Consider the following 25,345-nt stretch of genomic DNA (forward strand, 5'->3'; position numbering starts at 1 on the left):
AAAAATCGCCGCCGAAGTATTCAATGAAAAAGGTTACGATGCACGATCGTCAGCCGACGATATCGAATTTGAAAATGATTGGGTGTACGATCTGCGACATTTGGACAGGAAAATAAAATTTGAAGAGCTAATTCCGATGGCTCATTTCAGGCAAGTCAGTTTGTCATCGACCGGTTATTACCGTACGCCGAATGTTTTTTTCGATAAAGAAAAAGGACAAGGTCGTCCGTTTCATTACTATGCGTTCGGTATGGCTGTAACAGAGGTGCTCATCGACACGCTCACGGGACGACACACGATTTTACGGACGGATATTTTGCATGACGTCGGAGATTCGATCAACCCTGCGATCGACATCGGGCAAATTGAAGGCGGCTATATTCAAGGCGTTGGATGGTGTACGACGGAAGAAGTGAAATGGGATGCCAAAGGACGCTTGCTGAATCATTCACCGGACACATATAAAATCCCGAATATCCAAGACATCCCGAAAGATTTCAGGACTGCGCTTTTGCAAAACGTTCCGAACCCGAATACGATTCACTCCAGCAAAGCCGTGGCCGAACCGCCGTTTATGCTTGCCCTGTCATGCTGGCTGGCAATTAAAGATGCTGTGTCAGCAGTTGGCGATCACAAAGTCGAACCTGAGTTTTCATTGCCAGCGACGAACGAAGTAATATTATTAGCAATTGAAAAAATCAAACAGCGATACTCTCACTAATAAAAAATTTAATACCTCAGAAAATTGCGGGATTGTCTTACGGTCATTTCTTTCTGAATAGTAATTTAACGTCCCGTGTTCCATCGCAGTCAGCCCAATTAAATGTATCAAGCACTAGATTGATATCGTCTTCAAAATGTCCTGTTAATGTTTTTTGAGCCGCACATCCTCCATTGTAGCCTGAAATAAATTGATTGAGTACAAACGATGTAATTTCTGTTCCGCTGACGGTCATTGTAATCGTCGCATCTTGCGCTCCATTTCCAAACGGCATAAAAGTCGTATCCGCATAAAACATTTGACCGGTATAGTTTTCACTAATACGCAATGACATCCCGAATTTAGCAGGGCCCGGAGGACCGAGATCTTCCCACGTTCCAACATAATCGCCGGCATATACAGGCTTGTCCTGAAGCGTAAATAACTTAGCCTCGGAAAGTTGATGAGAATTTGATTGGCCGATCGTTGCGATATAGAGACTGTATGAAGTATTGTTGGCAATCGGATCGCCATCCGAATCTTTGATGTCGGCGCCCGGTTTGATGACTTGGGATGCGGCATTTGAAATTGTCATAGGAAAATAATTGCCGCCGACCAATGCATCGATCTGATCGGTTGAAAAATCATCAGAGGATTTTACGATGACTAACCGTACTTCTTCCAGATCGTCAATATTGACAGCCGAATTAAAATTAACGTAGATCCTAAAATCGGAAGCGCTGCCGGAATTTCCAACGTCGTATATTTTTTCGACACTGTAAACATTAGCTGGAAGTTGGAACGTTTCACCTCCGTCTTTACATGCCAAGCAAACAAAAACGCTTAACAGCGCAAGACTCATCATACTCTGTTTCATGGTATAGGCTCCTATTTATTTAACTATTAATTATAAACTCAATATAATTATTTATCTGAATTCGTACTTTTTTAGTTATTAAATAGCAATCAATTAAATGATGGGGAAGATTGAATTTGTTTGCGGTATTCGGTCGGGGTCGTTCCGGTAATCTTTTTGAAAACCGAATTAAACGTGCCTTTGTGATTGTATCCGACCATGTATGCAACTTCCAGGACGTTTAGCTCTTTTTTATTGTAAGAATGAAGGATACGTTTAGCCTCATCGATACGCTTTTGGTTGATATAATCAAAAAAATTGACCATGTGAACGCGATTGATAGTCTGAGAAATATGATGCTTGCTGACATTCAGTATGGAAGCCAACTTTTCCAGTTTCAAATCATTTTCAAGGTATAGTTTTTCTTTCTCCATGATTCGATCCAATTCGTCGGCAATTTTCTGTATGGCTGAAAACGGCAATGCCGAATGTCCGTATTTGGTATTAGCCGATTCGTTCGCGGATGTGGTCGTTAATTTTACGCGGGAAGGTATGAGAGATTCTGCAATGGAATTTCCTTCACGGAGATTAATTTTGGCGCCATCATACCATGCCATGAAAAATATCGTTGCTGAAGAAGCAAGGGACATGTAATAATCGTATTGAATCTGCCAGTCAGGTTCAGATGAAAAAATCAAATACGCTGCCGACATGATTATGAAAAGGACATAGAAAGCTGCAATCCAACGCGCCCACGATCGCATGAAACCAATACCAAATTGTTTCCTAATGATAAAAATCACTACAATTGCATACATACTCATATGCAAAACCTTTATCCAACCGATATAATCGAAGATAAAATAAAATTGAACATTCTTAATGTGGTAGAATTTTGTATCAGCCGAACTCAGATAAAAGGGTATTTTAAAAATCAGAAAGAAGATAAACGGGACAGCGTGAGGGAAGTACGACTGAAGGTTTTTTTGATTATCAAAAACCGAATCAAAATAGATCAGCAGGCATGGACCATATAATAGCGGAAATAAAACGGTTGCATCGCAAAAAGCCGGTATATTGTAAATTAATCCCGTCCAATAAAGCACATATTCGAAAAGCGTTAGCGATTGTAAAATGACATAAACGGCCAAAGCGAAATCACTTTGCCTTTTTGGGTCCCGCCGAACCAATAACCTTGTTGAATAAAAAATTCCAATGGAGGAAAAACCTGTAAACAGCAAAGGCCAAAAATTTAAGGAAGGTTGCATACTTATGTCTAGAGTTGAGCGCACTTTAATTAAGCAATGTTAATCTCAACTTAAGCATAATTAAGCGAAAAGTCGAACGATCCGATAAAGTATGACGAAAATACAGAAAAATTTTTAGGGTTTTTCAGAATTCTGAGGCTAATGTTTCCATCTTTTGCGACAATTCCTCTTCACTTAACCAATGTCCTCGAACCATCACGCCAGCCCGGTTTTTCAAATGCGTTAGATCAGTCAGCGGATTCTGATTTAATAAAAGCAGATCGGCGCGGTATCCGAGTTGGATTTTACCAAACGGTATTTCCTCCGGTTTGGTTTTAATAATGAAATTCCCGGCGTTCAGCGTAGCGATTTTCAGAACATCGGCGTTGGAAATTCCACATTTTTTTAGTTCTGCCAGATCATCGTGGATCATAAATCCCGGTATACCTCCGGGAATCGTCGGAGAATCTGTTCCGGCAAGCAGAGGAATTCCGGCATCATTGAAGGCTTTGACAAATTGTTGCTGAAAATGATAATTATCGTTCAGATTTCCCTGATTGTGAATATAAGCGCCGGAATTACGCCAGGAAGTAACCCATCGCGGGTCGACATATTTGATTTCATCAGCTGACAGCAGTGCATCGCGACCCGAGGAGTTTCCCCATTGCTTCATAATGATTCGATAAGCCGATAACGTCGTCGTGAGATATGCACCGGCATTTTTAGTATCACTGACCGCTTCAGGAATTTTCGATTCGTTGTTTGAAAAATTGAAATAGGCATAAATATATTCTTCAGCATGCGCGATCATGGCCTGGCCTTCCTGGATAATGCGCTTAAGTCCCGGGGCGCGAACGCCGTGGCCGATAACCGGCATGTTTTTACTTTTGGCTTCATCCATCAGCGCCAGGAAAACGTCCGTTTGAATGCTGTTGTATACTTTGATAAAGTCCCACCCTTGGGATTGAATAGTACCGACGACTGTTCGTGCGGCTTCTTCAGTTTGAACGATCCATCCGCGGCTGCCGGTTCCATCTACAAAAGCGCCCGCATAAATAGTGGGTCCAAGAAGATCGCCCGACTTAACCTGATCGCGCATCGATAAAATATTGGAGGGGCTTCCCATATTGAGAATAGTAGTGACACCGTTGGCCACATACGGCAAAAGATCGTTTTCGTAATTGACGTGCGTATGCATATCGGCAAGCCCCGGCATGAGATATTTACCGGAACAGTCAAGTACGATCGCTCCGGATGGAATTTCCAAATTTGGTCCAATGGCTGAAATTTTCTGACTATCCGTGATCACGTCGACCGGTCCTTCAAGCGTACCTTGTTCTACATTGACGATGTGGACGTCATGGAAAATGATGGTTCCGGTCGTGTCTCGTACGGAGATAGCCGCAAACGATTCGGCATCTTTTTCCGAGCATGCCAGCACGGAAAACGTCATTAAAAAAAGAAAGGCGATTTTTTTCATTTGGATTTCCCATCAAAAAAATTAAAGATCAACGGATACAAAGACGCCCAAGTAGGATCGTCGAGGAAATGGGTTTTATTATTCAAACGATACAACATTACTTCCTCACTAGTACACGCGGAAAATTGAAAATGAGTAATTGATGTTGTACTGTCCAAAGTTTGTGGCGCCGTCGAACATCCATTGTGCGTGGCATAACCATTCATCATGGCGGCAACGGATTGAAAATTTAATCCTTGTGGTGCTCCGCCGCTGTAAGGGACAATTTCATCGTTTGCTGAACTGACCTGGAATACCGAAATTTCCGGTGCTGAGCCAGCGATCGTTTGTCCGGTAAGCCAACTACCGTTTACAGGAGCAATAGCGGCGAACACGTCGGATTCTCTGGCCATTTTGTGACATAAAATTGCTCCGTTTGAAAATCCGAGCGCGTAGATTCGTTGTTTATCGATTGATGTACGTTCATCAAGCCACTGTACAATTTCCCTAATCAGTCCCGTATCATTGGCCGTCGACGTTCCGATATCCGAATTCCAAAAACCATTAACGCCTTGCGGATATACTCCGATCCAGTGGTGTTCATTGATCAAATCTTCCAAAGCATCAGGGTAAATTGAATTGGTGCCTTGCCCGCCATGAAAAGTAAAAACCACCGGCGCAGGTACAACGCCCGCGACAGCCGGAAGTTGCACTAAAAAAGTTCGATTTAATCCGCCAAAGCTTATAGTCATACTATTAACGCCGGACGAAAGCTCATTGCCTGATTTTTTATCGCAGGACAGGATGAAACATATTGCCAGGGCAATACTCACATTTTTCATACTGTGTTTTCCTTTTTTAATATTAATAAGTAATAAGTGCGATGAAATCATTTTAATGATAAGCGTGTTTGCCGGATCAATCGACCGATCCGATAAAGTATGACTGAATAAGAATGTACAAAAAAAGGACAGAAGCCTATTACTCTATCGCCAGAACGTAAATTTCCAAATTTCCCTCTTTTTCTGACGCAAAAATAATTTTCGTTCCGTCCGGCGACCACGAAGGGATCGTTTCTCTGAAACCATTGGAAGTTAGTTGCCTGATACCGGATCCGTCCGCATTCATGTAATAAATATCGGGGACATCACCTTTGACGAACAAAATACGACTGCCGTCGGGCGACCACGAAAACTCATATTCATCTTCATCGGAATGAGTAAGCCGCGTTACGTTCGAACCGTCCGTATGCATCGTATAGAATTCATAATTACCGTCACGATTGGATCGGAACGCGATGGTATTACCATCAGGAGACCATTGCGGCTCTTCATCCTCTGCTGCGTTGGTGGTTAATCGAGTCAAATTTGATCCATCGCTATTGACAACGTAAATATCCCAATGTCCGTTCCTATTAGACATAAAAGCAATTTTGCTGCCGTCCGGTGACCAAACATGCCCAAAATCATCAGCCGAATGATTAGTGCATCGCGTCTGATTGGCCCCGCTAGTATCCATGGTATAGATTTCGAAATTGCCGTCCCTCATTGACAAAAAAGCGATTTGAGTACCATTGGGCGATACAAACGCAGCTCCATCCAGGGCTGATGAATTGGTCAACCGGGTTTGCTGTGAGCCGTCAAGATTCATGAGGTACAATTCTTTATTGCCATCCCGTTCAGATTCGAAGACCATTTGTTGTCCGTTTGGGAGCCACCGTGCGTGCGTATTGTCGGTCGTATTCTGCGTAAGACGCGTCAGCTCCGATCCATTGGCCGTACAGCGGTAAATTTCATAATGACCTTCTCTGTCGGAGTCAAACAAAATGTAGGTACCATCGGGTGACCAAAACGGATGAAACTCTGTCGCTACGTTGTTCGTGATCCTGATCCATTCGTTTTCGGAAGGAACGGAATTTTCTGAAGATTTATCCGAACAGGAAATTACAACTATGAGTACGGCCATCCATATTCTCATAACTTTTCTCCTTTTGTTGAGTTAATCAAAATTGTCGGGTCGTTGTCAATTTTTTTGTAGCTGAGTTATTTAATTGGAGTCAACTTGATTAATTAAACAACTAATTATTTCCCAAAGACGAATTACTCAAAAATTCAAAAATCTGTCTTGTTGATCAAAAAGAAATTTTCTATACTTGTAAAAAAACAGACACGACATGAAACGACCTATCTTTATTGGTATTGCCGGCGGAACGGCTTCAGGAAAAACATCCGTCGCTAAAGAAATTGTGATGAAATTGGGTGAACCTCAAAAAGTCGCCATCATCACTCAGGATTCTTATTATAAAAACTTGCCCGGCATTCCCCATGTACCTGGCGGCGGCCATAATTTTGATCACCCGGACGCGTTTGATCAGGAATTAATGCTGAATCATTTACAGCAATTAATCCGCGGTGAGGCCGTTGATATACCGGTATACGATCACAAAAGTCACGCCCGCACGGATAAAGTAACGCGCGTCGAACCGCATAAAGTTTTACTGCTTGAAGGCATTCTGATTCTCGAAAACAGAAAACTACGCGAACTTCTCGATATCAAAGTGTATATTGACGCCGATGCCGATGTTCGCCTGATCCGCCGCCTCCAGCGGGATATTCATGAATATGCGCGTTCATTTGATTCCGTCATTGAATCGTATCAAAAAATCGTTAAACCGATGCATTTGCAATTTGTCGAGCCATCCAAACGTTATGCTGACGTCATCATTCCGCGAGGCATTGAAAACAGCGTCGGTGTCGATTTGTTGATCACGAAAATCAAGTCTTTGCTCGATGAATAATTTTTTTCATCGGGACCGTATCGCCGGATTGGTCATTTATCCAGTCGGCGACGCCATCGCACAATTGATCGTAGGCGAATTTCACCTTCTCCGATTAATAGTCCTGGCCGTGGCCGGTGGTGCAATATATGCATGGGAAATTCCTAAATGGTTTCAGTACATTGAAAAGCGGTATACCCATTTTTTCACACGCACTTTGGCTGCCATTGTTTATTTTAACCCGCTATGGATTGCGCGGCATTTATTTTTTATTACGATTGCCACGGCGCCGGAAGTTCTCGGAACGCTGAATACCACAACGGATGCTGCTGTCCATTGCATCATTACGGGAACTAAATCATTTCTCGGCGCCATCGTTTTATCCTTTATAGGAAATTTCATCATTCAAAACCGTCTGCCGCTTCGATTTCGTTTTATCGGTAGTTCGGTTTTCAGCGGACTCATGGCCGTTTATTACGCTTTATCACAAAGGTATTTTTAGATGACATTCGAAGAACGCGACATTGATTTGATTTTGAAAGCGATCAAATTTTCTGCTGAAAAGCATAAAGATCAGCGACGAAAAGATGCCGAAGCGTCGCCGTATATCAATCATCCTATCCAGGTAGCCGAATTACTGTGGCGCGTAGGGGGCGTACGCGATACCGTCGTCATTCTCGGAGCATTGTTACATGACACGATCGAAGATACGGAGACGACGCCTGAAGAGATCGAATCGCTTTTCGGCGAAGACGTGCTGGACGTAGTTTTGGAAGTGACGGATGACAAAAGACTGCCGAAAATGGAAAGGAAACGGCTGCAGATCGAGCAGGCGCCGCATAAAAGTTTACGGGCCAGGCAACTGAAGTTAGCCGATAAGATATGCAATGTTCGCGACATTACGCATTCTCCTCCGAGAGACTGGACACTCGAAAGGCGCTTGGAATATTTTGATTGGACTGAAAAAGTCGTCAACGGGATTCGTGGAAGTAATGTGCCGTTGGAAAAACTGTATAACGAGTTATTGAGAGAAGGCCGCTCACGGCTCAAGCTATAAATTATTCTTTTATCCCCACTATCAACCACATTTCATCGTTGCGTGAAACGCGCTGAACGAACGGCTCGATTATTTTATCGATTCGGAATCCGGCATTTTCCAGATCTTTTTTTACAAAGGCTGAGCCAATCCTGTGCGTTTCAGTTTGCTCCTTGCGTGTGGCTTTTCGTAAACGATCCGTAATCGGTTCGACAATCACCAAACGTCCTCCCGGCTTCAGGGCTTTCTTGATATATGCCAGCATGGAAACATATTCCGTCATTTCATGGTAAGCATTGACGATCACGGCAGCGTCCAATACGCCATCCGGCAGCATCGGATTGTCGGTTGTGCTGTGAATGATGGTAACGTTCGTGACGGAGTCTTTCTTGAGGTTCTTTTTTAAATCTTTTAATGCATCCTGATCAATGTCCACAGCGTAAATCGTTCCGGCAGCACCGGCTTGTTTTGCCATTTTTAAAGTAAGGTATCCGTCCTGGCATCCGATATCTGCAGCGACGCTTCCGGAATCAAGATTCATTGCCCGGAAAATTCCCTCAACGTTTTGCCATTGATCGCGTTTCGTCCAATCATCTTGGGCACGACTGCTTACCGTTAACAGTATTTGAATTAGAAGGACAACAGACTTCAATTTCATGAATATACACAACATTTTTTTGAGAATTAAAGCAGACTACGGAAGCAATACTAAAAAAGTTACGTAAATTTTTAGGTCATTCGGATTAAATATGCACATGAACGCCCATCCACAAAATGACGCTAGAAAAACCTAAATGTTGCTTTTTTAATGTGATGGTTTTGTAACTCGGAACGCTAGTAGTTGAAATGTTATAAACCAACTCTTGTGCGGGAATTTTGACGACAGAGCAAGCCGTGTATTCACCTTTGAGCTGAAGCGATACATTTTGTAATATATAGAAATCTAAACTTGTCGTTATAGAAGAGCTGACAACATTGCGGGCCAGAGAAAAAGTGTTAACTGTGTCATTCACAGCAATAATATAGCCAGGGGGACCGTTTATTAATACAAAACTTTGCTTGCCATTTACCCGAATACGATTCGCTCCAATTCCTAAACCTGCAGCAAATTCCAATCGGGTGCCATCCAGATGTTTTAGAACAACAATAACGTAATCCGCATATAATTTTAATCCGTAGTTTTTAAAATGTTGTGAGATATCGTGATGTTCCGATTGAATTCCTTCTACGATATTCTTCCAGTTACTCCCGGAAATATGCGATTGAATAAAATAATTGAACATAAAGCCAATGCGTATCGTTTTATTTATGTTTTTTTCAACTGATACATTCCACGCTTTGGGTTGTCCATGCGAAATTGATGGGTACCCTGAGTTTTTATAGTTTTCGAAAGTCTCACTAAAATAATTCAATCGTGGATTACCAAATAGAATAGAAATGCGGGCAAATCGATCAGGCAGCAATTTGCCTACTATTGAGGTATCGGCCAATACCGTTTGTGCATTGATATCGATTACATAGCTCAATGAAATAAGAATCAGCATTATTGAGCATTTCATGGACATGAACTCATATTTGAATAATTGAAAAAAGCCGGGAGCAATATAGAATATATTCTGAGATTCTTCAAAGAAATTTTAAATACATTGCCTCATTCATGCCGGAGTGCTTCTGCCGGATTGGTGAGCGATGTTTTGATAGTGTGATAGGCGACAGTAATTACTACCAGTAATAAAGTAACCAGACCGGCTGTTGCTAAAATTTCAAATCCCATGTGCGCTTGATAAGCGAAATCGGCCAGCCATTGATGAATAGCCCACCATCCGAGCGGCCAGACGATGAGATTGGCTATTACGACGAACGTGATAAATTCTTTGGTGATCAGCAGGGCGACGATAGGGACCGATGCACCCAAAACTTTCCGTATGGATATTTCCTTGGTGCGCTGTTCAACTGTAAATACAATTAATCCGAAAAGTCCGAGTGCGGAAATGATCAGAGCCAAAATCGTCAGATATTTGACCATTGTACCGGCTTTATTTTCCATTTGGTACTGTCGGTCGATACTTTCGTCAAGAAATCGATAGGCAAACGGTCGCCCCGTAATTTCCGTCCATTTTTTTTCTATGAATGTCATGGCTTCTATTGTATTGCCTGGCCGGAGTCGTACGATGAGATTACGCAAAGTAGGCGGATGCATTTGCAAAACCATAGGGCCAATTTGATGATGGAGCGATCGGAAATGAAAATCTCTAACCACGCCGAGAACGTACCCGCTTCTTGCCAGTTGCCAGCCACCGTTGCCCGATGTAAAATAATCAATGCGTTTCCCGATCGGGTCTTTCCATGCGCCGCCTACTTTTTCTATCAACTCTTTCCAGGCGGTCTCATTAATGAGATATCCGGTGCTATCGGTTACCCGTTTTCTGTCCGGCGTTCTACCGAAAGCCATTTCCATTCCCAACGATTCAACGAAATCGAAGTCTACGATATCCGTCGACATGCTCAGCAAGTTGTCAATATTTACATCGGACATGCCTTCAAAGGCAAAAGGAACTCCATAGGTATTTGCATCGCCGGGCAGCGTAAGCGCTGCCGAGACATGCGTGACGTAAGGCGAATTGGTAAGTTCTGTCTGCAGTAAATTTACTTTTTGCCATAATTGCGGGCCGTAATTGATCACGACGACTTGTTCACGATCGAATCCAAGCCGGATGGTTTTCATGAAATCCATTTGTTTGGTAATCGCAAGCATCGCTATAATTAGAAAAACCGAGCTGGCAATCTGGAAAGTGACCAACGTATATCGAAATCCGCGATGCGATGGCCGGTTAAAAGACTTGGCTTTAAAAGCATGCAGCGGCGTGTAGCTTGACAAAATAGCAGCAGGATAACTTCCGGAAGCAAAAGTCATCACGGCAATGAACAAAACCAAAGCCGGAAACATCCATAATCCCGACGATAGATCAAGAGAAAGGTTTCGTTCGACTAACGATTCAAACATCGGAAGAGAAAGTTCGGTAAGCCCAAGCGCTATCAATACAGCCGTAGAGGAGGTAAGCGCAGCCTCACTCATGAATTGGCGGATCAGTTGCCGGCGTTCGGCCCCAAAAACTTTGCGCATGCCAACTTCAACTGCACGTTTGGATGAGCGGGCAGTTGAAAGGTTGACGAAATTAATACAGGCAATAACCAAAACCAGAATAGCTATCGAAACGAACATCAGTACGTACATTTTGTCGCCTTGCGGCGAAATCTCGAATCGCAAGCCGCCTGAACTCAAATGAATATCCAGAAGAGATTGTAAAAAAGGTTTTTTTCTGAACTCTTCGGGTTGTACCCCATGGCGTGCGTAAAACGCTTCAATTTGATCATTGATGTGTGCCGATGATTTCGAAGATTCGAGTAAAAAATAAGTATAGATGAGATTATTATCATACACCTGAAGGTCGTTTGAGTGGTTTTCATAAAGCTTAAACGAACCGATCAGGTCGAAAATAAAATGAGACTGAACCGGAGGATCATCAATGACGCCCGTAACGTTGAGCAGATATTCACGATTGGAATATGTGATTGGAATATTTTTGCCCATGGCATCGATCGTACCGAAATAACGTAATGCAGTCGATGCCGTTAATACAACGGATTCAGGTGTTTTCAGAGCTGACGTTGCGGAGCCATGAATGAAATGAAATGAAAAAATTTCAAAGAAAGCGGAATCGGCCAGGTAGAATCGTTCACGAAATTGTTTTTCCGGATTGATGCCGATAAAAAAATCGGCATTCTGGCTTAGGCGGACGACTTTTTCAATTCCGGGTAATTCCGCCTGCATGGAAGGCCCGGAGGGTACAGGCGATCGTGCTATATCGCTGACGAGTCTGAAAATCCGATCAGCATGGCGATGATATCGGTCGTACTGCCACTCATACACGGCATAACGTACCACAAGAATAAAAGCCGCAATTCCTATCGAGAAGCCTAAGAGATTGATGACACTAATGGTTTTATATTTCAGGAAATTGCGGATGGCGATTTTGAGATAATTTCGAATCATAGCCAAACACCAGTCGTTTCAATATGAGGTACAACTTTTTAAAGTAAATCTTTCTATCGTTTCATTTCTGCAGTTGATATACTGTCTGAATATTGACGCCACTTTTGCAGCCAAAAGACCATCCGGGGCGCGCTTTTTCCAGTAAAATATAATGTGGAATCAGGTTTGATAAGCTCAGGCTCTGAAATATTTTTTTGAGAAAACAGCCAGCGTTTGAATCCTGAATATTCAACATTTTGACTGCTCTTGTAGGTAGTTATTGTCTTCATAACAAGTTTTGCGACTTTTCCTTCATACATATGAAGATCCAAAACTTCAATCTGGGCTCCAAGATTGAGGAGGTTATAAAAGTCACTTGTTTCTTTTGCGACTACTGTTACGACATTGTCATTGGCGCACAAAATTTCATGTTCCCAAATTGTGTTTGTTCTTTTTTCAAATTCACATATATCACTTTCACCGCGCTTGTAAGGCCTGGATACTCCATTCATGTCAACCGAAATTGTGCTATCAGTGAGAAATGGACGCACCGCCATTTTGTCCATGGCCTCTCTTGCCTTGCAGAATTTTGCTGCGGCAATCATTACTTCATCCTCGTCATCAGCAGGGAAATTTGGCTTCGTGTTATTGCACGATAGTATGAGGAGAAATGTAGTAACCAATTTGAAGAAGAATCTTTGTTTTGTTAAAATCCATCTTTTCATAAATATTTGTTCATGTATAGATCATATGTCATGAAATTATAGTTCATGATGAATGGTGATTTTTACAATAAATTCATCCGCTTTCTTTCCTCTTTTGATGTCAGTATAACCTACCCATGCTTTTTTATCGGTGCCTATAAACTTCCATTCGCCTTGATCTTTTTTGTCCGGATCGATCCTATTCCATTTTTCATTTTCTGTCAGGACTTTACTAATTTGGTTCGACAATTCTTCCATGGATAATTTTGAATTGATTTGGACCATGCTTTCAAATCGATCATTATTGCCATCAAAAGTCAAAGGCGTTCCGTCGAGTTGACGCAAAAGCAAGCGCATTATATTCGAGGTATTACAATCGGCAAGGGAAGCAGCCGCATATTTAGAATCCGGATTCCAATCAAACTCAAGCCAGCGAGCAAAAACTTTGGACCAGCCGTTTCCATAGATATTACCGACGATATGCAGCGATCCGTCGATACCGGAACTCAGGCCTGCCGTGGTGATGATTTTTCCGTTATCGACGAATCGTTTATTCCTTACCAGACGCGCCGAAGGTACTTCGGCCTGGAGTTCGTCGATATAACCCGCGGTAGTGGTGGCTTCAAGACCATTGAGCAATCCGGCTTTGGCCAGAAAAAAAGCGCCGTTGCATACAGACATGACATAATCGGCTTTTTTTGCTCGCTCCTGAATCCAAGTAATCACCGATGATTCCTGACGTGTTTTTTCTACGCCAAACCCGCCGGGCAATAACAGAATATTGACATGGGGACAATGTTCCAGATCGTAATCGGGTATCACTTTCATACCCATATTGGTTAGGACCGTATCCATTTTTTGAGCGACCGTAAAAACATTAAAACCATAGCCCAATACTTCATAAGGGCCGGTATAGTCGATGATCTGAACGCCGTCAAAAAGAAAAATACTCACACTCTTAACTTCCGATTGAGCCGCTAAACTTTTTCCTATCATTGCAGCTATTAGAAAAAATCGTAGCAATTTCATAAACGCTTTCAAATTTAAATTACTTATTTGAATAACTTAATTACTCGGTTTTCCATTTGATCAGTAAGTTATCGCCGTTATTCCTCATCGTTTGTCCGGCAATTAGAAAAAGGTTTTTACTGATTTGCTGAATATTATAGACTTCGTCATTCAACTCGGAAAATTCGATTTTACTAACCTGGCATTTTTCAGTTTCAATATAATATTTGATTAAGACGATGTCCCGTGTGTCAGTTGATGGTTTCCTTATAAATCCAATTCCAATAAATCGGCCGTCGTTGGTAAAGATTCCGTTTTCCAGTTTTATATCTTCAGCAGTTTGAAATATAGTTTTTGCAATGACCTCGCCTTTTTCATCGAGTCGCATGAACAGCAATGCTCCTAAACTGTCTGACTTTTCCAACGTGTGACCCGCTATAAAGATTTGACGGTTTTTGAGTTCGGTGACTACGGATGGGAATTCACCTTTAGATGTCGCAATGATTTTTTTCCAAATGAATTCACCATCGGTCGTAACGCGATACAATAATATATCCGAATTCTGCGGGTAGTTTTCATTGGTGATTCCCGAAATCAATAAGTCGCTGTTTTCCATTTCCATGGTATTATAAAATTTATCCAATTTTTCTTCGCCGAAAGTTTTTTTCCAGATAACCCGCCCGGAGTCGTTGATTTTAAATAATAACCCATCGAGGTTTCCGGCGTCCCACGACGACGTCAAACCTGCAACGATATAATTTTTATCTTTGGTCTGACGTATATCGTATGCGCGTTCTTCTTTGGGTCCGTCTAATAGTAATGTCCATAGCGTATCACCGGACTGATCCGCTTTTACGATCATAGCATCCAACTGACGTTCGCCTTCTTTTCGGATAAAGCCTGAAAAAATATAATTTCCGTCGTGAGCTTTGGTTCCGGAATATAAGAACCGAAAATGCCGATCCGGTAAAACTTTTGTCCAAAGTACATTCATATCAGAAGTGATTTTATTAAAAGTGATTTGCGGTTGGCGATTGCTGTAAGTCACCCCGGTCAGCAAGAAAGAATTATTATCAGGAATCAAAAAAACACCTTGTTCAACACTGTCAGTACCCCATGTTTTGATTTCATAGTTCTCTTTTTTTTCTGTGTGGACTGTTAAGGTATTTTGACAAATACCTGATGATACTCCGGACAAATACCACATCAGCGTGATCAATAAAATCGGGATTGAAAGAATACCATTCATGAGATTATTAACTCCATTTGTTTTTAATAACGGTTGAATTCGGATTATAAAGTTAGTGCCGTTTCGAGAATTGCATCTTTCTTTTCCGTCAAAATATCATTCATCGCGGCACTTTTATGAGGCGGTAAACCGATCTTTTCATATACTTTCCCGTCAGGAAGCATGTATTTTTGATTTGAAAGTCCTAAACGCCACCCGTTTGACAAATTGATCACCATTACGTCTGAATGCATTCCATTTGTATTTTCTCCGAGTATGATTGCGCTGGGAATTGCCCGCATGGCCATGACGAACATTTCTGCGGCGCTGGCCGTTGCACGGCTGGTCAAAACCACGATTTTGGGAGGAATCAGAATAGTACCTTCCGGCTTAATGTAAAGATCGCGATGTTCGCCGTAACGGCCTTTGAAATAGGTTTCTTTGGAATAAACGAATCTTTTCTGATCGGTAAACCTTCCTGCCAAAGCCAGTGCGATGGTGTCGTATCCGCCTCCATTAAACCGCACGTCGATAATGATTTTTTTTACACTTTTCAGAAACTGAGTTGCTTCGTCGATATCAGCGGCATCGTATCCTTCCATTGAGTTTATATTTATATAACCCGTTACTTTGTCCAGCATGCCATAAACTATTTTTCCTTTTCGATGAGTTTCATTTTTCAAATATTTTTCATTAATCAATGATTGTATCTCGGCGCTGTTCACGAGCCATGCCGGTTTGACTTTGCTTTTGAAATATTTTCCGTCTGCTGAAATCGACACATGACCGTCACCAAGCGGATCAACCATCTGGCTAAAAATCGTAAACAATTCGTCATCGGTAGTTGATGCGTTAACTTTAGGTCTATAGATTTTCCTTTGTTCAGCCCAATTCATATTACGCAATTCAAAAAAAGCATAGTGGTCGTCAAAAACTTGCCAGAATTCATCAAAGAGGCTTAAGGGGTTTCCGCTAAAACTGCAAAAAACGAAATTAAGCGCGATCAGCATCACACGTAGATACCATTTAGAACTCAGGTTCATATTTTGCTCCGATCATTGGCGAATTAGAAAAAATCGATGAATTTCATAAAAGCACAGATAACTTATTTATAGTCTTCACGAACCGGATAAAAACAGTCAATAACAAAACACTCCGTAATCGCTGTAGCAGTGTGTGGCACATGACTTGGAATAATGGCGATGATACCTGGTTCCAGCACACGGGTTTCATTTCCAACCGTCAGCTGAAGTTGTCCGCGAATAACATTGACAATCATTTCGTGAATATGTTCATGAAGGGGAATGACAGCTCCTGCTTTCATGTTCCAATAAGCTATAGTCATGTTATCTGAGTGAATAAAACGTCCGATAAAACCAGGCACAACTTCACGCTCCTGTACGTCATCTATTTTTATGAAACTCATCGATCATATCGCCTTATATTAATTCTGAATATTATTTCTGCACAACCAAACCTTCGTTGGGTTTCCATTTGTCGTATTCCATGTACTTGGCTGTTCCTGCGGCAACATCTCTTCCAAGGAGTCGTTCGACAAGATGCAAAGCTCCGTCAATTCCGGCGGAAACGCCCGCAGTCGTTATGATCTGTCCGTTGTCAACATACCGGGTATTACGGTGCACGGTTGTTTTAGGAGCAGCTTTGATCAGGTTGTCAATTTGTCCGTACCAAGTTGTAGCTTCTTTGCCTTCCAGCAATCCTGCTTTATTCAGAATAAATGCGCCGGTGCAGACAGACATTAGGAGGGCGGAATTTTTGGAAGCCTTTTGCAGCCACTGTATTACTTTTGGATTATCGCCTGATGGGCCGGAGTTGCCGCCAGGTAAAACAATAATATCGGGTTGAGGGCAATTGTCGATGGTGTACTGGGGAACGACGGTGATAAACCGCTGACTTAAAATCGGATCGGTGGTTGCGGCTACAGTAAAGACATTGAATGCAAAACCGCTGTCCGTCGATGCGGACGCAAATACTTCCGACGGTCCGCCGAAATCCAGAATTTCAACTCCCTGATAAATAAAAAATGCCACATTCCGTTTTTTTACAGCCTGGCCTTGTAAGCAGCTTACAGTGAATGTCATTAAAAAAATATAAAAGAATGTTTTCATTGGTTCCTCTTAAGATTAATTCGAAATTTTATCGGTTTTGTTAATTTCAAACGCAATATTCAATTGATTCGTTCCGGTTGATTTGACTTCAACTGTCGCTCGCCAGTATACGCCGTTTTTATCGGCTAATTTCCATTCACTTTTGGAATTGGCATTGTCTTTTGACGTTACGAGATTCCACGATTGATCGGCGGCCCATTTTTTATTGATTTCATCCAGAACTTGTTTGGCGGGCTTGGTAGAAGGAATTAACCACACTTCATTCCATTGGCGCTTGTCACCATCGATTGTTACCAGACGGGCATTTGCTGAATAGAAAACTTCATAGATTGCGCCCGGTAATTTTGTATCAGCCAGAGCGGCGCGCGCATAACCGGATTCCGGCTGCCAATTGTATTCGATGCCAAGAGCGACGCCCTGTGCTTCCGCTTTCCCTAAAATTTTTCCGATCAGATGCAGAGCTCCGTCCATGCCTGCAGATAAACCGGCCGTTGTTAAAATCTTTCCGTTATCGACGACGCGTTCATCCCAGACCGGAATAGTATTCGGTGAAAACGATTTCAGATCTTTAATGAAAAAAGAAGTCGTGGTTGAACGCAATCCTTCCAACAATCCCGCTTTAGCCAATAGAAAAGCTCCGTTGCATACGGACATCACGTATTGCGATTCTTTCGCTCGTTTTTTTATCCAATCAATGACCGTGATGTTTTCAAGCTGAGCGCCCACACCTTCGCCTTGTGCACCCGGAGTAATATTGCCTCCACCCGGAATCACAAGGATATCCGGCTTAGGTTCATTTCCAAGAATGTAGGTCGGATTGACGCTCATTCCGAAAGCGGTTGTGATCGTACGTTTTTCGGCAACGGTATAAACATTAAATCTCGCGCCGCCGAGAAGTTCGTATGGTCCGGTATAGTCGATGATTTGTACTCCGTCGAAGAGCAATATGGCCGCATTCAACGGTTGTTTAGTATTTGATTGGGCGTGTGTTTGAAAATTTAAAAGGAAGCTGAAAACACACGCTATTCCTATCATTTTTAACATAAATAACTCCTATGCTTTTATGATCACTCAAAAAGAATGCTATGGTCGTTCTTTTCAAACGTTAGGCGGATGAAAAAAAGAACGGTATAGAGGTGATATGAAAAAAATACGACGATCATCCTGAAATTCTGTCGTCGAAGAAAACGAATGCATGAATGACATTATTGCAGGGCACACGGCCCAAAACGATTCCGTTTTTTTTACCGTTGGAGTTTCTTCGCGTTTTTGTTCCTTATCCAGCTTTTTAAGCAACTGACATTTTCCATTACATTTTTTTTCAGGCTTGGAGCGATTCTCACAAAGATTAGCCGCGATATATTGCCGATTGACTTCAAAACAAACGACAATGCATAGTTTGTTTAACGCCTGAAAACTGATAGTCATCAGCAGAATTATGTTAATGATAGTTTTCATTAAGACTATACACTTGTCAGAGTTTAAACGTTTTGCTGAAATCGTAAGATTCTTAAAAGGCTTATTGAGCAATAAACGTCAACACTACTTCTTTTTCGTCTCTTTTTTGATAAAGCAGATTATTAAGGTCTACATCAAACAATTGCATAATGTCATTTCCGGCCAGGTCTTCTAGTCGGGTATCAATTTTTAATTGGTAGTTTCCATATTGCCAGGGTTTCAAAGGCGTGTAAATCCAGCGTTGCTCGTGATCATCGACCTGGATGCTGCCTTCTACTTCTTTGCCAGCGTTATCATAGATTGTGAGCAATCGATTTAGTAAGGCTTCATCCATCGGTTCATTAAATTTCAATACGAGTGGCTGTGACGTTTCTGCGTTGGGAATGGTCAGAGTCCATTTTTTTTCATCCGGTGATACGCGGTCTGCAGGTCCGATAATGAAATTTTTTTCAAACGATGTCGTCAGAGAATTACCATAAACGTCTTTCCAATCTTTATCAATTTCTAACCGGTATTGATATCCTTCTTTCAACGGCAACCCAAGTTGAAGATTGGGTGCAAGATCCCGCTTGATTCTTCCCGGGTCAAAAAACAAAGTCAATCGTTTCTGTTCGTGATCCCAGAGTTCTGTCGGTGCGGCGAGAAAAGCATCTTCTTCGTAGATCCCCGTCGATACATTGAATAAACGGATGTGATCATAAGCTTGTCCGCGACGCATGGGTTCGGAAAAGTAAATGTAGACTTTGAGTAAATTCATCGGAAGAATATCGGAGGTCGGAAAAATTTTTTCAACTTTTGCGTTTGATTGCTTTTTTTCTCCGGCCATTTGAAATGTATAAGTTATTTTAGTCGCACGATTTTCGACCGGTTCATGGATCAGTGCGTACAGTTTTCCCACATCCACAAAAGCAGTGTAGCCGATGCCCGCAGTAAAACCAAATTTGGGTTTGAATCGGATTACGTCATGTTCAATGGTATATTCTCCTAAAATTGAAGGATCGTTTTCAGAATAGGGCAACTCATTGCCGATATAGATATCCCAAAAAAGCTGCCATTGTCCGGTATTCAACGAACATTTTTCAATTTTCTCCAAAATCGTCAGATCGATTCCGAAAATTTCAAGAGATCCGTAATGAGGGCTGGCCTTATCATCGTTGATGGCTATATGTATAGGCTCCGAAAATGCCGATAACGAGAAGACGCAAACCGTGATCATGCAACAAAATAAATTTTTCATCAAACGTCTTTGATCGTAATCACTTGACTACTTTTTTTGAATTATCATAGAAATAAGGTTTTTTTCTGGCTCTGAAATCCAATAATCCTGTAAAAAAATCTCGCTGAAGTATTGCGATATAGGTATCGTCTATTTTGTCCAATTGGAGAACATCGACCAACGACATGTCGACATATTTCAATCCTGCAGAAAAATAAAGCCCGTTCCGGCCGATATCTTTTTGCCATTGCGGCAGGGTTTCAAATTCTTTTTCTCTTGAATCGGCCGTCAATTCCCGGGCTTCAATAATTTGATCGCAATCGACAACCATCATATTGCGATGGTAATTGGATATGAGAACAAATTTTTTGCCGTTATTTTCGAAAGAGATCATATCAATCGGTGCATTACCGGCGCCAAGATCAGCGATGGCCTTTCCACGGATTTTGCCTCCGGTTAATTTATCAACCGGAAAAAGAGCAATGGGTGTGCAGCCGTACCCCGCCATGAGGTTCAATTGGCCATTGATCATAATCGGCATCATCGACGTAATCGGCGCACGTGTTTCAAATTTGTGATGCGATGCATGATAGACTTCGAGCCCTGTGGCCGTAGCCGTTTTTTCTTTGAACGGAAATGTAACTTTGCGCAGCGTCGAAGAAAATTCTTCATTGGATAATCCCGAAAAATAAATGTTGCCGTCGTAATAGACGATGTCAGTAATCGTACTTTCATGACGTGCGTTATCTTTGGGAAGGGCATTTGTAATGGGAAGTTTAAAATAAGAAATATTGGCTAACGCAACTTCCGTTAGTTTTCCCTCGCGATCCATTTTGATCAGCAGAGGCATGCGTTTGTCATTCTGAGTTACGCTTAATGAGAGGTAAACATTTTTAGAGAGTGGGTTGACGGCCATATCGTTGATCGTGATGTCGTCGCGGGTTTTTCCAACCAATGCAGCCAGTTTCTTATCGATACTCAGTACGTCAAAATATTCATAATTGTTTGCCGTCTGCGTATCTTTCGTGTCAATTGCAAAAAGCGCATCGCCGTCGGCATCGCCAAAGAATAAAATGCCTTGAGGCCCGAAGGCGAGTTCACCAATTGACAACACTTCCGGCGAACCGGCTGTAAAATTAGCGGTGATATTTAAGACATTGTCAGGATGATCATCGGAACCGAACACGACTGAAAAGCCCATCACCAGGCATACACACATGTGAATGAACGAGTGATTGATTTTTTTCATGATCGCATCTCCATATTATATGACATTATCTTAATGCTGCTTCTTTAAAAACAAGCTTGATCAAAAGAGCCGACGCCTGATCGAACCGGTCACCCAAAGTTTGGTCGTTACCGGCAAAGTCATCGCGAAATTCTGATAAATCGACGTGACCTTTGACTTCCTCAAACGAACGAAACTCCGCCGGTCCGACAATTTTTAAGCGCTCATTCATTTGGGTGACAGCGCTTTTCATCCAATTCGTCACCAATGTCAGATATTTTTTATCACGAAAAACTTCGCCGTGTCCCGGAACAATCGTTTCCGGATTTAAATCGGCGATACGGTCTAACGTTTTTATCCATTCACTCGGATAACCGTCATACGTGTACGGCATTGGATGAACCAATAAATCACCCGTCATAACGATTTTTTCTTTTGGAAGATATACAATGGCATCGCCGGTTGTATTGCCTCTCCCGAAGTATCGGACATAAATTTCTCGACCTCCAATGTCAAAATTCATATCTTGCGTGAAAGTGATGCTGGGCGACTGGTAAGTCAGGGGTTTCCATTCATTGACCACGATTTCACGCTGAGCGATCGATTGTTCGATTTCCGTTTGCTCATCTTTGTTCAAAGTCTTGCCGGTTTCATTTTTTCCCGATTGAAGCTGGACTTTGGATTTATTGATTCCGTCCACAAGCCGGGCTAATGCAGTACCGACATACAGATCCATGTCCGCTTTGGTTTCTTCGTGTGCTATAATTCCGACACCCGGAAATGAATCGGCATATACAGCGTTATTGAAACAATGATCGTGATGCCAATGAGTATTCAGTACATACCGAACGGGTTTATTGGTCCAGGTTCGTATTTGCCGGATGTCTTCGCGCGCCGTCGATGCCCAATACCCGGGATCGACGACAAACACTTCACGGTTGCCGATGATCACAGTGGTATTTCCTTGCGGAAATCCATTCGGAGCAGGCTGATGCCGGATAACGTATACATTGTCAGCAATCTTAATTGAAGTAGATTGTGCCTGTATATTCCACGACAAAAAGCATAGCAAACATAAAAACAAGCAAACCGAACGGCTCATCATTTTTTCTTTCGTGGTTAATTGGTGATTAATAGTTTATTGTAACACGTTGGGTGCGAGCGCCATCTGGCAAACCGGGCAAACACCCGGTTTATCAAAATGAATATTATCACAGGGTAGATTACATGGCGGGCAAATATACCCGTTGATTTTGAATTTCGTTCGGTCTGGCAAATTCAAATTTGGTTTATTTGCAATGGTCCATGTGGTCGCAAATACTAACCGCGTCACACGTGCCAGGTGTTCATAATCAATGGTCTGAGGTTCGTCGGTTACTTTGTGGTAATGCTCGGTCAATCCTGTTGAATAATACAAATACGGGATCATCTGGACTGCGAAATTAATATGATCCGATGGAAACGCATTCGGTGTAATTTCCAGTCCGTCATTGATCAGTTTGTTTGCAGTTGAATTGATGTCAACCAATGATTTGGATAAAACCGGCGAACTGACGAGATAGATGTAGTTTTTACTTTTTGTCGGATGTTTGAGATCGATACCGCCGACACCGTCCATATTGATATTAACCACTGTGCGTTCCAGAGGAATGACCGGCTGATCAACCGTGTAAAAACGTGAACCTAAAATTCCTTTTTCTTCTGCGGAAGTGTTTAAAAATAGAATAGAACGTTTCGGCCCTTGTCCGGCATTTTTGGCATTCATAAAAGCCTGTGCAATAGTCAGCACGGCGGCCGTGCCGGAACCGTCATCGGCGGCGCCGTTAAAAATCTGATCTTTTTGCTGCTGATCGTGACCGAGGTGATCATCATTTTTCCCAAGATGATCGTAATGTGCTGACACGACAATAACTTCGTTCTTCAGAATCGGATCGGAGCCTTCGATATAACCTAAAACGTTTTCCGTTGGTAAAGCATCGAAATGCTCGCCCTTTGCCACGACCTCAACGTCTTTGACATTCATGACAACCGGTTTCAGATTTTTATTGATCGCTTGTTGAAGGGAAGCGGACGTATAACCGGTATTTTTCAAAATAGCATCGGCGAATTGTGACGATACCACGTAAGTAGGCGGTAAGAAAGCGCTCGAATTGTCCGACTTCAATGTGACGCCGCCGATACGATCAAATTGCGGCAGCGTTTGCGCCGCCAATTGGCGGATGCTCAGCTTCTGGCGCGGGCTAAGATCGCCGATGACGAGAACTCCTGCCGGTTGACCCGCTTGAATGATGGAGGTTATTTTCGTAAGAAACAGTTTTGACCATGCGGAAACTTTTTTATTGGCTGTCGGCAGAAGACTGGTAGAATCGTTCAACAGCGGTTCGTCGGCGAAGATCAGCACCCATTTGCCGGTAATGGAAATTTTTTGCGAGCTCAGCGCTTTAAAGTCGTTGTATTTCAATGAATCGGCAGCTATACCGTATCCGGCAAATACGATACCCGCCTGCACGTCTTTCGGTTCACCGGAAGCAAAATAGGCCAGATCGTCCTGATGCTCGAGTGAAAAAGAACTGGTGATCACGGCTGCATTGTTAACGCGTACTTCAATCGTGCTGTTAGGTTTTGCGCGTTTGTAAACCGAAAACGGCTGGAAGTAAATATCCGGGGCGAAAGGATCGGTCGTTTTGACCGTGCCCATCGGCTTGACTCCCATCATGCGATATTGATTGGCGATATAGTTGGCGGTAATTTTCTGGCCACGCGTTGATGTTTCGCGCCCTTCCGTCAGATCGGAAGCAATGAAATACAAATGTCCGGCGAGACGGTCCGCCGTAATCGTTGGAAAATAATTAAAAAAAGATGTATCGGTTTTTTCCTGCGCGGTGAGTGATAAAGTCATGCACACTACCAAGAGTGAGAGCGATTTCATACGTATCCTCGATTTATGTTTTTCAAGAAATTAGGTTCCAAATACAATAATTAAATCAAAGATAAAGGTCTTGAACGATATTGCTCTTTTAATATGTGAGTTTTTCACGGCAGCTATGATGAATTTTCATTCAGGGATTTGGTCGTTTAGCGCAATTTGACTTCGTAAAACGCATCCCGAATTAAGCAACCCTGAACAGTGCGATCAAAAAAATCGCCAAGATATTTATCATCGCCTGCAAACTCCTTCCGTATGGCCGCCAGATCCATGGTTTTTTGCACATCTTCAAGTTGAGCGCCATTACCCAGTTTGTAAAATACGCGGCGGACTTCGGAAACAGTCGTGGTCAATAAACGAACAATCTGGTTCAGGTAAGACATATCATTTAAAATTTCCCCATGCCCCGGAACAATCTGTACCGGACCAAGCGCGGCCATGCGCTGAAGCGTTCCATTCCATTCCGATGGATAGCCGCTGCATAAATACGGCGTCGGATAAACCAGAATATCACCCGTGATAAGAATTTTTTCTTTCGGAAGAAAAATGACCGCGTCACCGGCGGTATTGCCGAGTCCCATGTGTTTAATTTGGACTTCACGGTTACCGAGATTAATATTTAATTCCGTTTCGAAAGAAAGATTCGGAAGCCGGTCGGTGAAATTGACAAATTCAGCGACAACTTTCTCACGGGCAGCGATATCGTTTTTAATCGCTTTAATTGCATCTTCTTTAAGAGGATTTCCATTCTCATCTTTTCCCGATTCGACTTTTTGTTTGAGTTTTTTCAAATCGTTCGGATACCGGATCAGCCACTCTTTATTGAAGCCTTCCATTTCTTCCAGCGTCACTTTGTGAGCGATGATACCGATGGATGGAAACGCCGCGGCGTACGTACTGTTACCCCATGTGTGATCGTAATGCCAATGCGTATTAACAAGATAGCGTACCGGCTTGTCCGTCCACGTTTTTATTTTTGCAATGTCTTCGCGTGCGGTGGACGGTAAAAAACAGGCATCGACTACCAACACTTCGCGTTCGCCGACGATAACCGTGGTGTTGCCTTGAGGAAATCCCGTGGCCGCGGCATTGTGGTGAATGACGTAAACGCCGTCGGCAATTTTCTTCGGTTCAAGCGGCGGAGCTATGCCGGTTTCTTTGTCGACAACGTACATACCGCACGACGGACACATCCCCTGTTTAGTAAAAATTTCACCGTCGCGGATGCAACCGCACGGAATACAAACATACGTGCGAGCCGTTTCCTGTTTTTGAGACCACCCTGAACATGTACATCCCAAAAGTATGACGAGAAGTGAACAGATAAATCGTTTCATTTTG

The 25,345-nt window shown here is 42.5% G+C and carries 25 protein-coding genes; 4 read left to right on the top strand and 21 right to left on the bottom strand.

Annotated features, from left to right (window positions below; all coding sequences use genetic code 11):
* Window positions 1–721: molybdopterin-dependent oxidoreductase (locus K1X84_09635; protein MBX7151888.1), on the top strand; the 721-nt coding region annotated here is incomplete at its 5' end.
* A gap of 43 nt (window positions 722–764) precedes the next feature.
* On the opposite strand, the gene K1X84_09640 is transcribed toward K1X84_09635, so the two are convergent.
* From K1X84_09640 to K1X84_09660, 5 genes are all read right to left on the bottom strand, one after another.
* Window positions 765–1,577: a hypothetical protein gene (locus K1X84_09640; protein ID MBX7151889.1), complete on the bottom strand. Its 813-nt coding sequence runs from the start codon at window positions 1,575–1,577 to the stop codon at window positions 765–767.
* A gap of 89 nt (window positions 1,578–1,666) precedes the next feature.
* Window positions 1,667–2,380: an AraC family transcriptional regulator gene (locus K1X84_09645; GenBank protein ID MBX7151890.1), complete on the bottom strand. Its 714-nt coding sequence runs from the start codon at window positions 2,378–2,380 to the stop codon at window positions 1,667–1,669.
* Window positions 2,381–2,948: 568 nt separating this feature from the next.
* Window positions 2,949–4,283 carry an amidohydrolase family protein gene (locus K1X84_09650; GenBank protein MBX7151891.1) on the bottom strand — a complete coding sequence of 445 codons (1,335 nt, stop codon included), beginning with the start codon at window positions 4,281–4,283 and terminating at the stop codon, window positions 2,949–2,951.
* Window positions 4,280–5,104, bottom strand: a complete 825-nt coding sequence (locus tag K1X84_09655; GenBank protein ID MBX7151892.1) for a hypothetical protein — start codon at window positions 5,102–5,104, stop codon at window positions 4,280–4,282. Before K1X84_09655 ends, K1X84_09650 begins: the two co-directional genes overlap by 4 nt.
* A gap of 139 nt (window positions 5,105–5,243) precedes the next feature.
* Window positions 5,244–6,239 carry a DPP IV N-terminal domain-containing protein gene (locus K1X84_09660; protein ID MBX7151893.1) on the bottom strand — a complete coding sequence of 332 codons (996 nt, stop codon included), beginning with the start codon at window positions 6,237–6,239 and terminating at the stop codon, window positions 5,244–5,246.
* Between the two features lie 196 nt (window positions 6,240–6,435).
* Here K1X84_09660 and udk point away from each other — a divergent pair, with 196 nt between their 5' ends.
* The 3 genes from udk to K1X84_09675 are packed head-to-tail and all read left to right on the top strand — an operon-like array spanning window position 6,436 to window position 8,095.
* Entirely contained in the window at window positions 6,436–7,059 is a 624-nt protein-coding gene (gene udk, locus K1X84_09665; protein MBX7151894.1) for a uridine kinase, read from the top strand.
* Window positions 7,052–7,540 (top strand): hypothetical protein, encoded by a 489-nt coding sequence (locus tag K1X84_09670; GenBank protein MBX7151895.1) that lies wholly within the window; start codon window positions 7,052–7,054, stop codon window positions 7,538–7,540. The genes udk and K1X84_09670 overlap by 8 nt, the downstream gene beginning before the upstream one ends.
* 21 nt (window positions 7,541–7,561) lie before the next feature.
* Entirely contained in the window at window positions 7,562–8,095 is a 534-nt protein-coding gene (locus tag K1X84_09675; protein MBX7151896.1) for an HD domain-containing protein, read from the top strand.
* A gap of 1 nt (window position 8,096) precedes the next feature.
* Here K1X84_09675 and K1X84_09680 read toward each other — a convergent pair whose 3' ends face one another.
* The 16 genes from K1X84_09680 to K1X84_09755 all read right to left on the bottom strand — a co-directional run bounded on the left by K1X84_09680 (window position 8,097) and on the right by K1X84_09755 (window position 25,341).
* Complete coding sequence (locus K1X84_09680) at window positions 8,097–8,732, bottom strand: methyltransferase domain-containing protein (protein ID MBX7151897.1); 636 nt, start codon at window positions 8,730–8,732, stop codon at window positions 8,097–8,099.
* An 85-nt stretch (window positions 8,733–8,817) separates the two neighbouring features.
* Window positions 8,818–9,618: a hypothetical protein gene (locus K1X84_09685; GenBank protein MBX7151898.1), complete on the bottom strand. Its 801-nt coding sequence runs from the start codon at window positions 9,616–9,618 to the stop codon at window positions 8,818–8,820.
* A 107-nt stretch (window positions 9,619–9,725) separates the two neighbouring features.
* The gene (locus K1X84_09690) at window positions 9,726–12,128 is read right to left on the bottom strand and encodes an ABC transporter permease (protein ID MBX7151899.1); all 2,403 of its coding nucleotides are present in this window, start codon (window positions 12,126–12,128) and stop codon (window positions 9,726–9,728) included.
* 53 nt (window positions 12,129–12,181) lie between these two features.
* Window positions 12,182–12,832 (bottom strand): hypothetical protein, encoded by a 651-nt coding sequence (locus K1X84_09695; protein ID MBX7151900.1) that lies wholly within the window; start codon window positions 12,830–12,832, stop codon window positions 12,182–12,184.
* Window positions 12,833–12,868: 36 nt separating this feature from the next.
* Entirely contained in the window at window positions 12,869–13,840 is a 972-nt protein-coding gene (locus tag K1X84_09700; GenBank protein ID MBX7151901.1) for a DJ-1/PfpI family protein, read from the bottom strand.
* 40 nt (window positions 13,841–13,880) lie between these two features.
* Window positions 13,881–15,068 (bottom strand): hypothetical protein, encoded by a 1,188-nt coding sequence (locus K1X84_09705; protein ID MBX7151902.1) that lies wholly within the window; start codon window positions 15,066–15,068, stop codon window positions 13,881–13,883.
* Window positions 15,069–15,112: 44 nt separating this feature from the next.
* Complete coding sequence (locus tag K1X84_09710; GenBank protein ID MBX7151903.1) at window positions 15,113–16,090, bottom strand: S41 family peptidase; 978 nt, start codon at window positions 16,088–16,090, stop codon at window positions 15,113–15,115.
* A gap of 62 nt (window positions 16,091–16,152) precedes the next feature.
* Window positions 16,153–16,473 carry a cupin domain-containing protein gene (locus K1X84_09715; GenBank protein ID MBX7151904.1) on the bottom strand — a complete coding sequence of 107 codons (321 nt, stop codon included), beginning with the start codon at window positions 16,471–16,473 and terminating at the stop codon, window positions 16,153–16,155.
* Window positions 16,474–16,504: 31 nt separating this feature from the next.
* A complete protein-coding gene (locus tag K1X84_09720; protein ID MBX7151905.1) occupies window positions 16,505–17,149 on the bottom strand; it encodes a DJ-1/PfpI family protein in 645 nt (214 codons plus the stop codon).
* Between the two features lie 42 nt (window positions 17,150–17,191).
* Window positions 17,192–18,211, bottom strand: coding sequence for a DJ-1/PfpI family protein (locus K1X84_09725; protein ID MBX7151906.1), 1,020 nt, complete (start codon window positions 18,209–18,211; stop codon window positions 17,192–17,194).
* A gap of 63 nt (window positions 18,212–18,274) precedes the next feature.
* Window positions 18,275–18,634, bottom strand: a complete 360-nt coding sequence (locus K1X84_09730; protein MBX7151907.1) for a hypothetical protein — start codon at window positions 18,632–18,634, stop codon at window positions 18,275–18,277.
* A gap of 61 nt (window positions 18,635–18,695) precedes the next feature.
* Entirely contained in the window at window positions 18,696–19,871 is a 1,176-nt protein-coding gene (locus K1X84_09735) for an Ig-like domain-containing protein (protein MBX7151908.1), read from the bottom strand.
* A gap of 19 nt (window positions 19,872–19,890) precedes the next feature.
* The gene (locus tag K1X84_09740; protein ID MBX7151909.1) at window positions 19,891–21,099 is read right to left on the bottom strand and encodes a hypothetical protein; all 1,209 of its coding nucleotides are present in this window, start codon (window positions 21,097–21,099) and stop codon (window positions 19,891–19,893) included.
* A gap of 25 nt (window positions 21,100–21,124) precedes the next feature.
* Window positions 21,125–22,180: an MBL fold metallo-hydrolase gene (locus K1X84_09745; GenBank protein ID MBX7151910.1), complete on the bottom strand. Its 1,056-nt coding sequence runs from the start codon at window positions 22,178–22,180 to the stop codon at window positions 21,125–21,127.
* Window positions 22,181–22,216: 36 nt separating this feature from the next.
* The gene (locus K1X84_09750) at window positions 22,217–24,007 is read right to left on the bottom strand and encodes a M28 family peptidase (GenBank protein ID MBX7151911.1); all 1,791 of its coding nucleotides are present in this window, start codon (window positions 24,005–24,007) and stop codon (window positions 22,217–22,219) included.
* 146 nt (window positions 24,008–24,153) lie between these two features.
* Window positions 24,154–25,341 carry an MBL fold metallo-hydrolase gene (locus tag K1X84_09755; GenBank protein MBX7151912.1) on the bottom strand — a complete coding sequence of 396 codons (1,188 nt, stop codon included), beginning with the start codon at window positions 25,339–25,341 and terminating at the stop codon, window positions 24,154–24,156.
* Between the last annotated feature and the right edge of the window lie 4 nt (window positions 25,342–25,345).

Source organism: bacterium (genome assembly GCA_019695335.1).
In the GTDB taxonomy this organism is placed as follows: domain Bacteria; phylum CLD3; class CLD3; order SB21; family SB21; genus JABWBZ01.

Excerpts from the sequence above, each read along its gene's own strand:
- K1X84_09725 (MBX7151906.1), bottom strand. The coding sequence starts at position 18,211 with ATGATAGGAATAGCGTGTGTTTTCAGCTTCCTTTTAAATTTTCAAACA.
- udk (MBX7151894.1), top strand. The coding sequence starts at position 6,436 with ATGAAACGACCTATCTTTATTGGTATTGCCGGCGGAACGGCTTCAGGA.
- K1X84_09650 (MBX7151891.1), bottom strand. The coding sequence starts at position 4,283 with ATGAAAAAAATCGCCTTTCTTTTTTTAATGACGTTTTCCGTGCTGGCA.
- K1X84_09690 (MBX7151899.1), bottom strand. The coding sequence starts at position 12,128 with ATGATTCGAAATTATCTCAAAATCGCCATCCGCAATTTCCTGAAATAT.
- K1X84_09660 (MBX7151893.1), bottom strand. The coding sequence starts at position 6,239 with ATGAGAATATGGATGGCCGTACTCATAGTTGTAATTTCCTGTTCGGAT.
- K1X84_09695 (MBX7151900.1), bottom strand. The coding sequence starts at position 12,832 with ATGAAAAGATGGATTTTAACAAAACAAAGATTCTTCTTCAAATTGGTT.
- K1X84_09740 (MBX7151909.1), bottom strand. The coding sequence starts at position 21,099 with ATGAAAAAAATCAATCACTCGTTCATTCACATGTGTGTATGCCTGGTG.
- K1X84_09705 (MBX7151902.1), bottom strand. The coding sequence starts at position 15,068 with ATGAATGGTATTCTTTCAATCCCGATTTTATTGATCACGCTGATGTGG.
- K1X84_09685 (MBX7151898.1), bottom strand. The coding sequence starts at position 9,618 with ATGCTGATTCTTATTTCATTGAGCTATGTAATCGATATCAATGCACAA.
- K1X84_09680 (MBX7151897.1), bottom strand. The coding sequence starts at position 8,732 with ATGAAATTGAAGTCTGTTGTCCTTCTAATTCAAATACTGTTAACGGTA.
- K1X84_09730 (MBX7151907.1), bottom strand. The coding sequence starts at position 18,634 with ATGAAAACTATCATTAACATAATTCTGCTGATGACTATCAGTTTTCAG.
- K1X84_09750 (MBX7151911.1), bottom strand. The coding sequence starts at position 24,007 with ATGAAATCGCTCTCACTCTTGGTAGTGTGCATGACTTTATCACTCACC.
- K1X84_09645 (MBX7151890.1), bottom strand. The coding sequence starts at position 2,380 with ATGAGTATGTATGCAATTGTAGTGATTTTTATCATTAGGAAACAATTT.
- K1X84_09720 (MBX7151905.1), bottom strand. The coding sequence starts at position 17,149 with ATGACATTCACTGTAAGCTGCTTACAAGGCCAGGCTGTAAAAAAACGG.
- K1X84_09745 (MBX7151910.1), bottom strand. The coding sequence starts at position 22,180 with ATGAGCCGTTCGGTTTGCTTGTTTTTATGTTTGCTATGCTTTTTGTCG.
- K1X84_09700 (MBX7151901.1), bottom strand. The coding sequence starts at position 13,840 with ATGAAATTGCTACGATTTTTTCTAATAGCTGCAATGATAGGAAAAAGT.
- K1X84_09710 (MBX7151903.1), bottom strand. The coding sequence starts at position 16,090 with ATGAACCTGAGTTCTAAATGGTATCTACGTGTGATGCTGATCGCGCTT.
- K1X84_09735 (MBX7151908.1), bottom strand. The coding sequence starts at position 19,871 with ATGAAAAATTTATTTTGTTGCATGATCACGGTTTGCGTCTTCTCGTTA.
- K1X84_09655 (MBX7151892.1), bottom strand. The coding sequence starts at position 5,104 with ATGAAAAATGTGAGTATTGCCCTGGCAATATGTTTCATCCTGTCCTGC.
- K1X84_09640 (MBX7151889.1), bottom strand. The coding sequence starts at position 1,577 with ATGAAACAGAGTATGATGAGTCTTGCGCTGTTAAGCGTTTTTGTTTGC.
- K1X84_09670 (MBX7151895.1), top strand. The coding sequence starts at position 7,052 with ATGAATAATTTTTTTCATCGGGACCGTATCGCCGGATTGGTCATTTAT.
- K1X84_09715 (MBX7151904.1), bottom strand. The coding sequence starts at position 16,473 with ATGAGTTTCATAAAAATAGATGACGTACAGGAGCGTGAAGTTGTGCCT.
- K1X84_09755 (MBX7151912.1), bottom strand. The coding sequence starts at position 25,341 with ATGAAACGATTTATCTGTTCACTTCTCGTCATACTTTTGGGATGTACA.